Raw genomic sequence first — 10530 nt, 5'->3', positions numbered from 1 at the left:
CAGTGATCCCGGCGAGCTTGGCTTTATACTCGATCATCCGAGCAAACTCGCCATAAGCCCACTGGTGCAGCCGTTGGTTCATCTGGCTGCCGTAGTCAATCCGATCACGGATACCGCGAACATCGCCGATAGCGATCGCAGAGACACGTCGCTCAAGGAGCATCTCCACGACCTTCCGACTCAGTTTGTGAAGAAGGTCCGTGATCTTGTTGTCGATGTGACCCAGTTGCTTGTTTTTCGACTGGACGAGTTTCTTCCAGCGGTTCGAGCCAGGCTCTTTGCGGTCGATCTTCGCATCGAGCTTTGCCTTCAGCTGGTTCTGGTAGTGGCGAAGGGCGCGAAGCTCTCCGCCGTTGATCGTAAACGCATCGTCGCCCGTGAAAATAGCAGCGAGATGTTTCTCGCCGAGGTCAATCCCAGCCACTTCACTTCCGGTAGTTCGATCTACGGGTTCTATGTCGTACTGAGCCCGGACAACAAATCCACCGGGACGCTTTCCGATCTCTACTGTACGGGGCTCTTGGTCGACGGGCCAGTCGATCAGAATCGAGTCTTCACCGCGTTTTGTGGAGAGACGAAGCACACCGTCATCTCGAAGCGTGACGCCCTGGTAGGTCCACCGGAGTACGTTGTAGGTCTTGTCACAACGCTTCGGAGGATCGCCTTTTCGGTCATTATTATGCCACGACCCAACCGCTTCGTAGAACTGCTCTGCGACTTCCTGGGCTGTCTGAGAGGGCAGTTCGTCGTGGCCTTTGCAGTGCCACCGGCGCATCGCCGTCTTACTGAGCCAGTGGTCTTGTCGATCTACAGTTCGCCAGTACCACTTGCAGATGTTGTTCCACAGATCCGCGGAGGCGCGGGAGAGCCGCTCAAGCTGCTGGGTGCCCTCAATATGGAATTTGCGAGTCAAGTACATACCGAAAAAATAAAAGCCCTCGCAGCTTCCGGCAGGTGGAACTGGGTACAAGGCGACCCGGCTGCCAGAAACGCGAGGGCGTCAATACTCACAACGCCTTGTTTGCGGAGTTCCACGTCCGCCTTCAAAACTATTGTGTGCAAGAGAATAACCCCCGGAAGAGTTCCGGGTGAGAATACTCGTTTTGAACTCGCATTCTCACTGCGAAGGAGTCACGGACCGACAGGTCCACATCCCCCGGATAAATCCGGAGGGTTTACTGCTCCTTCGCGCATCCTCAATACTCTAATTTCTAATATCTCCTATTCGGATAACTCCACCAGGATCTGCTGGATCTTTGGTCTTACCCTGGGAAAGTCCTTGTGGACCGTCTTCCAGACAATCTCCAGGTTGACCGCAAAATATTCGTGGATGAGCTTGTCTCGCATCCCCGCGATGTCCCGCCATGGTATGCTTGGGTATTGATCCCGGACCTCCTCACTGAGCTGTTTCGTCGCCTCCCCGATGATCTCAAAGGCTCGCTGGAGAGCAAACTGCGTCCGCTGGTCGTCCTCCAACTCCTCGAAGGATACGTTCTCGACGAACGACTCGGCGGCCTCCATCGCGTCCAGAATGTCTTGCAGATACTGCCGATCGCGTCGACTCACAGGTACTCCACCTCCCGGCGGATATTCTCCGCCGCCGGTCCTTCTTTCAATCCGCCCGGTGTTCCCAGATCGACAGGCAGCCCCAAAGCGTCTTCCAGGTAGTGCTCAAGACCAACAAATTCGATAAGACCGGGCGTCTCAGTGAACGTCACGAGCAAATCGAGATCGCTATCATTCGTCTGCTCGCCCCGCACGTACGACCCGCAGATGCCGAGACGGTCCACGTTGTAGCGCTCGCGGAGCGTGGGAAGCTCTGCCCGGAGCTGGGCCCGAATGTCATCGAGCGTGGGCATGGCACTCTGCGTAGAGGAAGAGACCCGGCTTTATTTAGAACAACTCGACACCCGAGAGACAGGTTCAGTTCTCTCCCCCATTCCACCGATCTCCCGCACTCCCAGTCACCACGGCTGCGTCCCAGTCCGCCGCCCACCCTACGAGCGCCGCGAGGGCCAGCACAAGCGGAATCGGCGTACAGATCCACAAGATCGGCGCGAAGCCGCCCAGAACGTCCGGCCCCAAGGCCAGCACCGCCGGGCCGATGGCCGTGCCGCCAATAAACACCGTGTTTGCCAGGCCGCGGATGGTGCCGTGGTACGCGCGGCCAAAGTAGTGGGCGTACGCGCTGCCGAGAAGCGCCTGCTGCATCCCCTGCGCCACCCCAAAGACCCCGCCGTACGCCCAGACCTCCACGGTCGTGTTTACTGCGGGAAGCAGGCCCATCATCGCCCCGAAGAGCGTCAGTTGCCCCGCGAGCAGGAGGCGCGGCGGATAGCGGTCCACGAGCCAGCCCGTCCCCACATTGAAGATCGCCGTCACCACCCCGAGCGGGACGAAGAACTGCGCAGCCCGGCCGCGCGCCACGCCCACCTCCTCCAGAATCGAGAAGTGGTGGAAGAGGAGGCCGGTTCCGAAGCCGGCCGTGCACACGCCCGCCCCGGTGAAGAGCCAGAACGTCCACGTGCGATAGGCCGCCTCGGGCCGCACCCCTGACATCGTCGCCGTCTCTGCCTCCTCGCCCTCCGACAGCACTTCGTTCCCCTCGGAGGCCGTCCCCAGATCGGGCGAGAGGCCGTAGCGCTCCGGCGCGTCGCGGTACAGCAGCCCCCCGAGCGGCAGCATGATCGCGGCGAGTAGGCCGCCCATGATCAGGTACGTCGTCTGCCAGCCGTAGGCCTGCAGGCCCATTTCCATGAGGGGCGGAAAAAGGGCCGTCGCCCCCGCCATGCCCAGCCCCAGCACGCCCACCGCCAGCCCGCGCCGCCGCTCAAACCACAGGTTCACCGCGTGGTTGTTGACGAGGCCGAGTGCCCCCTGCCCGAAGCCGCGCAGGCACACGAAGCCCACGAAGACGCCCACCCAGCTGCTCACCCAACTCATTCCGGCACAGCTCGCCGCCAGCAGGGCGATCAGGACGACGGCCACCCGCCGCGGCCCGTAGCGGTCCAGGAGCCGCCCCGCAAGCGGCAGGCCGAGCGACCCGAGCACCGTCGCCACGGTGTAGAGCCACGAGACGACCGACCGGGACAGCCCCAGGTCCTCAATGAACGCGTCGATGAAGAGCGAGATGCCCGCCGTCTGCCCCGGCAGCGTGGCCGCCATCCCGAGCGTCGCGACGGAGAGCACCACCCACCCGTAGTAGACCGGACTCCGCTCCACGAGCACGGACGACACGTTCGAAGACGCCATACCTCAAACCCTACCGACACAACAGCGAAACGCCCTCGCCCACACCCTCCCCTCTTCACCCTCCCCTCTTCCCCCTTCCCTCTTCCCCACGCTACAACAGCCAGAGCCCGAGCCCGCCGACCAGGAAGCAATAGTACGCAAAGTACTGTAGATTGCCCCGCCGCACCACGTCGAGCACCACGTAGATGGCCCCGATGCCGGACCCGTACGCCGCCACGGTCCCCAACAAGAGCGGCACCCCCGCCGTCCCGAGGCCCTGCTCCGCAAGCTCCAGGCTCTTGAGAAGGGTGGCCCCGAGGACCACCGGCAGCAGCATCAGAAACGAAAAGTTGGCCGCCCGCTCCGGCTGCACGTTTTGGTAGAGCGCCGTACAGATCGTGGCGCCCGACCGGGAGATGCCCGGAATCATGGCAAACGACTGCGCCACGCCCACGACGACCGCCTTGAGACCACTCAGAGCCCCATCCGGCCGCGGGCCAATCCGCGTGAGCAGGAGGAGCAGGCCCGTCACCAACAGCATGGCACTCGTGAGGTACGGGCTGTCAAACGCTTGCTCCAGCGGCTCTCGAAAGAGCACGTACGCCGCGCCGGTGGGCACGAGCGTGACGAGAATGAAGACCCCGAGGCGGAAGGTGTCGTTCTCGGCGAACCGCGTGGGAACGGCGCGTGGCGCCCGCAGCCCCGCCCAGGCCTCCCCCAGCAGTTCCGCCACCTCGTCCCAGTACACCGTCAGAATGCTGAGCACGGTGCCGAAGTGGACGAACACCTCGAACGTCACGTCCGCGGCCTCCCCGTCGAGCCCCAGCAGGTACTGCCCCAGCACGAGGTGGCCGGAGGAAGAAACGGGGATGAACTCGGTGAGGCCCTGGATGAGGCCGAGGAGCAAGGCTTCCCACCAGGTCATCGTGGCGAATGGGGATCGGGAGGAGAAATGGGACCAGCGCGACGCCAACCTACAAAGGTCCGAGGGGGAGGCCCAAGTCCGCGGCGTGAAACCAGGATGAGGTTGACGGCCCTCTTCCCTCTCCTTCGGCAGACAAAGAGGAACGGATCTGGCCCCAGCGTACCACGACTGCGTGCCCTAGATGGGCTTACGAGAGCGGCAGGCGGCACTCCACCACCGTCTCCCCGTCGCGGGTGGTGAGGGCGAGCGAGGCGCCGATGAGGTTGGCCCGGTAGCGCATGAGGTGGAGGCCCAGCCCGCCGTCGGGCGGGTCGTCCTCGTCCCACCCCTCCCCGTCGTCGCGGACGGCGAGGACGAGACCCGGGTCCTCCCGTCGCAGATCGATCGCAATGCGGGTCGGATCGGCGTGCTCTCGGGCGTTGGCCACCGCCTCCCGGGCGATGCGGTAGAGGTTCATCGCGGCGGTCTCGTCGTCGGGGCGCGTCTCGGTCTCGTCGCCCACGAAGTCACACGTGAGCCCCGAGAAGCCCTCCTCGTCCTCCGCCAGCTCGGCGAGGGCCCCCGCCAGCTGACCGTCTCGGAGCGCCTGGGGGACGAGCGTGTGGGAGAGGGACCGGATCTGGTCGGCGGCCTCTTTGGTCTTCTCTGAAATGGCCCGGAGGTCCTTCGCCTCCACCGCAGTTCCTTCTTCTTCGAGCTTGTGGGCAAGGGTCTCCGCCCGCATCGTCACGTTGGTCAGCCCAGAGCTGATCACGTCGTGCAGGTCCGCCCCGATGCGGTGGCGCTCCCGGTCGCTAATCTCAACGATCTCACGCTCGAGCTCGCGGTGTTCGGTGACGTCGGTGCCGGTCACGATGAAGTGGCGCACCGTTCCGTCGGGCCGCGCCAGGGCGGTGATGGACCCTCGGATGATGCGGAATTGGCCGCCCTCGGTGATCCACTCCATCTCTACGTCCACCCGCTCTGTGGTGCCCTCGCGAAGGGCCTCCAGGTGCGTGGTGACCGCGTCCTGATCGGTGGGGGCCACCAGGAGGTCGCGCAGGTCCTCCCCCTCCGCCGTCGCGGCCGCGTAGCCCATCTCCTCCTCGCACGCGGTGTTAAAGCGCACGATGGTCCCGTCGGCGTCCAGCACCACGATCAGGGCGCCGGCGGTGTCGATGAGGGCCGACACGAGATCGCGCTCTTCTCGGAGCGTCTCCGCGGCGTGCTTCTGCGCCGTAATGTCCACGAAGGTCACCACCACCCCGTCCACATCTTCCCCCGCGGAGTGGTACGGGCGGAGCCGCATCAGGTACCACGTTCGGCCCTCGCCCTCCACCTCGCGCTCCACCGGGGCCTGGTCGTCGAGCACACGCCGGGCGTCGTCCACGAGTCCATCGTACGCAATCTTCGGCGTGAAGTCGGTGATTGGGCGCCCGATGTCCGAATCCCGGAGGCCGTAGACGTGCGTGATGGGGGGAGTGTAGCGTCGAATTTTCAGGTTTTGATCCAGAAACAAGGTGGCCACCTCCGTCGCCTCCATCAGGTTCTGGAGGTCGTTTTTGGCCCGGTCTAGCGCCTTCACCTTGGCGTTGAGCTGCTGGTTGGTGGTCGTCAGCTCCTCGTTAACGGACTGCAGCTGCTCCTTGCTGGTCTGGAGCTCCTCGTTCCTGGCCTGCAGCTCCTCGTTCATCGACATCAGCTCCTCGTTGGCCGTCTCCATCTCCTCGGTGACCGTCTCGTACTTTTCGGTCGTCACTTGGAGCTGCTCCTTCGTGTCCTCCAGTTCCTCCTCCAGTTCCTCCTCGAGGTCCCACTCCCGCGTCGTCGGTTCGGCCTCCGGCCCCTGATCCGACGCCGCCTCCGTCGGGGCCGGCGAAGGCCCGTCGACCTCCTCGAAGCGCACCTGCGCGAGGGAGCGGCCCCGGTCGGGATCGTCAACGGGATCCACCTGCACGCGAACCGGTCCGGGGGCGCCGGCCGAGCCAGACATCGAGAGGGTCCGCTCGGTCGTCTCGCCCTTCTGAAACGCCTGATACAGGGCGCTGCGCAGCTCCAGCCGCAGCGACGGGGCCACCTTGTCCAGGAGATTGTGGGTGGGCGTCCCGTCCTCGTGCCGCAGGAACGCCCCGGCTCGCTCCGTGAGGTGGACAATCTCATGGCTCTCGTCGACGATGATGCTGGCCACCTGCGTCCGCAGCAGGCGCTCATGGAGGCCCGCCAGGTCCTGCACCGCGCTCGCCGAGGTCGTGGGCTGCGGAGTCGGATCCACCGTCGTCTCCGACGGGGGGAAGAGGGGCATGCGCCGGTCGTCGGCGGACCCCGCCGTTCTCCTCAAAATGCTCCGCGTCTCGTCGACCACCGAAAAGAGCGACTGGGCCGGCCCGATCGCCTCCGACGGCCCGAGGAACAGAACGCCGTCGTCGTTCAGGGCATAGTGAAAGAGCCGGAAGACATGCTCTTGCATCTCCTGGTCGAGATAAATGAGCAGGTTTCGGCAGCACACCAGGTCCAGGTTCGAAAAGGGCGGGTCTTCAATCAGGTTGTGCTCGGCAAAGACCACCGAGTTGCGCAGTGACGGGGTCACGCGGTACTGGTCGTCCTCGTGTCGAAAAAACCGATCCAGGCGGGGCTCCGACACGTCGGCCTCGATGGTCGGCGGATAGATGCCCGTCCGGGCCGTGGCGAGCCCCTCGGGATCGACGTCGGTGGCAAAGACCTGAAGCTCGGGCGGGGCGCCCAGCGTGTGGGCGTGCTCGTGCAGCAGCATGGCGAGGGAGTAGGCCTCCTCCCCCGTGGCACACCCGGCCACCCACACCCGCACCTCCTCGTCGGGCGCCTTGCCCTCGAACAGCGACGGGATGACGGTGTCCTCCAGCGTCTCAAAGGCCTCCGGCGTCCGGAAAAACCGCGTGACGCTGATGAGCAGTTCCTTATAAAGGGCCCGGGCCTCTCCGGGCTGATCCTGAAGAACCTGGAGATAGGCACCGAGGGTATCCACATCGGTGACCTGAAGCCGCCGTTCGAGCCGCCGTAGCACGGACGACCGCTTGTAGTGGCTGAAGTCGTGGCCGGTGTGGGCCTGCAGCTCCGTGAAGATCTTCTGGAGGGTGGTTTGCTCGTCGGGCGGGAGGGCCTCCTCGGAGTCGGGAAGCTGAATGGTGCGGGCGTTCTGCCAGTACGCCACCAGGCGCTCCGCGAGTTCGTCGGCGGGGGCCACGAGGTCGATGACTCCCGCGTCCAGCGCGCTGCGGGGCATCTCTTCGTGCTCGGCGTCGGCCGGCTCTTGGACCATGGCGATGCCCCCGTACGTCTTCACGGAGCGGAGGCCGAGGGTGCCGTCTGCCCCGGTGCCCGACAGAATGATGCCGATGGCCTGGCTCTGATAGTCCTCGGCCAGGGACCCTAAAAGGGCGTCGATGGTGTCGGGGCGGTGGTCTAAGGAGCGGGCCGAGAGCTGCAGCGTCGCCTCGTCCACCCGCATCTCATGCTGGGGCGGGATGACGTAGACGTGGTCGGGCTCCAGGGGGCACTCGTCCGTGGCGGCCTGCACCGGCAGCTCCGTCTCGTGCTGGAGGATCTCGGTGAGGTTGCTCTCGTGGTCGGGGGAGAGGTGCAGCACCACCACGAAGGCCATGCCCACCTCGTCCGGCAGGTGCCGGAAGAAGCGGCGAAGCGCCTCGACGCCCCCGGCCGACGCGCCAATGCCCACCACGGGGAAGTCCGCCCCCCCGTCGACTGCAGTGGGCACGGAGAGAGACGGAGACGGCGGGGCCTCTTCGGGGGACAAAGAACTCATGGGGCGAGTGGTTGGTGGCTGTCGCCGCGGAACGCCGGGGCCAGGAATATGAAAAAAGTGGCAACCCAATGTGGAGCTTTCTCTTACCAGGACCGAGAGGGAATGTTGAGCGGCCCGACTTGCCCTCGTTGATCTACAGGCAACGGGTCCAGGTTCCCACGATTCCTCTCATGGCGCGGGGGAATCGAGAGGGGGCCGCTGGCGTTGTACACACGGTCAAGCTGTTCACCCTACGTCCTGCCCCATGCCTGCCTGCACCTACTGCGACGCCCCCACCGACGCCCCCGTCACGGCCGAGGACGTGGACGGCGTGTTCTGCTGCTCGGGCTGCCTGAAGGCGCACCGCGTCGCCGACGAGGCGGGGCACGAGGGCTGCTGCCACCACAACCACGGCCACGATCATGGCCACGAAGCACACGGGGCCGAGACGGAGACCGCCTTCCTCCACGTCCGCGGCATGCACTGCACCAGCTGCGAGGACTTCATCGAAACGGTCGCCGCGTCGACGGACGGCATCCACGAGGCGGAGGCGAGCTACGCCTCCGACATGGCAAAGGTGGCGTACGACCCGTCCCGGCACCACGAGTCGGACCTGCCGGCCCTTCTGAGCCAGGCCGGCTACGAGGCGCACCTGGAGGCGCCGGCGGACGAGACCGCCGACCAGAACACCGCCGCGCGCCTCATCTTCGGCGGCTTCTTCGGGATGATGGTGATGGCCGTGTACATCGTCCTTCTCTACCCCGTCCACCTTGGGGGCGAGGGGCTCGTCAGCCTTAGCTCCAAGGGCGGCACCTATGTCCTGGCAAACGTGTGGGCCTTCACCACCTTCGTCCTCCTCGTCACCGGCTGGCCCACGCTGCGGGGCGCCGCCGTGAGCCTGCGCGTGCTTCAGCCGAACATGGACCTGCTCGTGGGCCTGGCCGCCGTAAGCGCCTACCTCTACAGCGCCGGCGCCGTGCTCATGGGGCAGACGGACGTCTATTTCGACGTCACGGTCGTCATCATCCTGGCGGTGTCGCTCGGCCACTACTACGAGGACCAGGTGAAGCGCCGCGCCACCGACCTGCTGAGCGCCCTCACCCGCGAGCAGGTGGACGAGGCGCGTCGGCTCGCGGGGGACGAGACGGAGACGGTGGCCGTCGACGACCTCGCCCCGGGCGACCGTGTGCTGGTGCGGGCGGGGGAGCGCATCCCAGTGGACGGTGCCGTGGTGGAGGGGCGCGCGGCGGTGGACGAGTCGCTGATGACGGGCGAGTCGCTGCCGGTCACGCGCACGGAGGGCGACGACGTGATTGGGGGCGCGGTGGTGACCAATAATGCCCTGACCATCGAGGTGGGCGCGGCCGCCGAAAGCACGCTCGACCGCCTCGTCCACCTCATGTGGAACATTCAGTCGAGCCAGCCCGGGGCCCAGCGCGTGGCCGACCGCATCGCGGCGGTGTTCGTGCCGCTCGTGCTGGTGCTGGCGGCCGTTGCGTTCGGCTGGCAGTGGATGAGCGGGGCCTCCGCCACCGCGGCCCTGCTCACGGGGCTGTCGGTCCTGATCGTGTCGTGCCCCTGCGCGCTCGGCCTCGCCACGCCCCTCGCCGTGGCCTCGGGGCTGCGCACGGCCCTGGAGCGCGGCATCGTCATCCGCGACGTGTCGCTCTTCGAGACGGCGCCGGACGTGGACACGTTGGCGGTGGACAAGACCGGCACCCTCACGACCGGCGCCATGCAGGTGGTCGACGCCGTCGCCGACGCGACGACGTGGCAGCGCGCCCGCGCGGTGGAGCAACACGCCGCCCACCCGGTCGCCCGCGCCATCGTGGAGAACGGGGACACGGGTCCTGCCGGCGACGGCGTTCCTGCCGGCGACGGCGCCCCCATCACGGCCACCGACGTGCGCAGCCGTCCGCGGGGTGTGGAGGGGCGCGTCCAGGGCGATCACGTCCGCGTGGGACACCCGGAGTGGCTCGCCGCCGAAGGACTAGACATGGGCGATCGGCTGGCCGAGCGGGCGGAGGCGGCCCAGCAAAACGCGCAGGTGCCCGTCGCCGTGGGGTGGGACGGCGCGGTGCAGGGCCTCATCGTGGTGGGCGACACCCTGCGGGACGAGGGCCTCGACGTCATGGCGGCGCTCCGGGGCCGTGAGCGCGAGGTCGTGGTGATCACTGGAGACAGCGCCGCGGCGGCCCGCCCGCTCCGCACCCACGACGCCATCGACCGCGTAATCGCCGAGGTGCAGCCCGCCGAGAAGTCCGACCTCGTCCGCGGCCTGCGCGACGCCGGGACCGTCGCCATGATCGGGGACGGCAGCAACGACGCCCCAGCCCTTGCCGAGGCCGACGTGGGCATTGCCTTCGGCCCCACGGCTCTGGCCGCCGACTCCGCCGACGTGGTGATCCTGCGCGGCGACCTGAACCACGTCCCGATGGTGTTCTCCCTGGCCCAGGCCGCCCGGCGCCGCATCCGACAGAACCTGGCGTGGGCCTTCCTCTACAACGCCGTGGCCATTCCGCTCGCCCTGGTCGGCCTCATCAATCCCCTCTTCGCCGCCCTCGCCATGGCCGCCAGCAGCCTCGGCGTCGTCGGCAACTCCGCCCGCCCCCTGCCC

Annotated in this window: 7 protein-coding genes; 1 reads left to right on the top strand and 6 read right to left on the bottom strand. The window is 66.5% G+C overall.

Annotation, left to right across the window (positions count from 1 at the left end; genetic code table 11):
* The 6 genes from V5A20_RS10900 to V5A20_RS10875 all read right to left on the bottom strand — a co-directional run.
* The coding region (locus V5A20_RS10900) for an RNA-guided endonuclease InsQ/TnpB family protein (RefSeq protein ID WP_332327334.1) at positions 1-919 on the bottom strand (919 nt) is incomplete at its 3' end.
* A 302-nt stretch (positions 920-1221) separates the two neighbouring features.
* Positions 1222-1566 (bottom strand): HepT-like ribonuclease domain-containing protein, encoded by a 345-nt coding sequence (locus V5A20_RS10895; RefSeq protein ID WP_332327333.1) that lies wholly within the window; start codon positions 1564-1566, stop codon positions 1222-1224.
* Complete coding sequence (locus tag V5A20_RS10890) at positions 1563-1859, bottom strand: nucleotidyltransferase family protein (RefSeq protein ID WP_332327332.1); 297 nt, start codon at positions 1857-1859, stop codon at positions 1563-1565. The genes V5A20_RS10895 and V5A20_RS10890 overlap by 4 nt, the downstream gene beginning before the upstream one ends.
* A gap of 64 nt (positions 1860-1923) precedes the next feature.
* Complete coding sequence (locus tag V5A20_RS10885; protein WP_332327331.1) at positions 1924-3252, bottom strand: MFS transporter; 1329 nt, start codon at positions 3250-3252, stop codon at positions 1924-1926.
* Positions 3253-3343: 91 nt separating this feature from the next.
* Positions 3344-4156 carry an undecaprenyl-diphosphate phosphatase gene (locus V5A20_RS10880; protein ID WP_332327330.1) on the bottom strand — a complete coding sequence of 271 codons (813 nt, stop codon included), beginning with the start codon at positions 4154-4156 and terminating at the stop codon, positions 3344-3346.
* Between the two features lie 187 nt (positions 4157-4343).
* Positions 4344-7886 (bottom strand): chemotaxis protein CheB, encoded by a 3543-nt coding sequence (locus V5A20_RS10875; RefSeq protein ID WP_332327329.1) that lies wholly within the window; start codon positions 7884-7886, stop codon positions 4344-4346.
* A 292-nt stretch (positions 7887-8178) separates the two neighbouring features.
* On the opposite strand from V5A20_RS10875, the gene V5A20_RS10870 reads away from it, so the two are divergent.
* Positions 8179-10530: heavy metal translocating P-type ATPase (locus V5A20_RS10870; RefSeq protein WP_332327328.1), on the top strand; the 2352-nt coding region annotated here is incomplete at its 3' end.

The sequence above is a fragment of the Salinibacter sp. genome, assembly GCF_036626415.1.
Taxonomy (GTDB): Bacteria; Bacteroidota; Rhodothermia; order Rhodothermales; family Salinibacteraceae; genus Salinibacter.
Note: the sequence above shows the minus strand (reverse complement) of the source record. Positions and strands in the feature narration are given on the sequence as shown.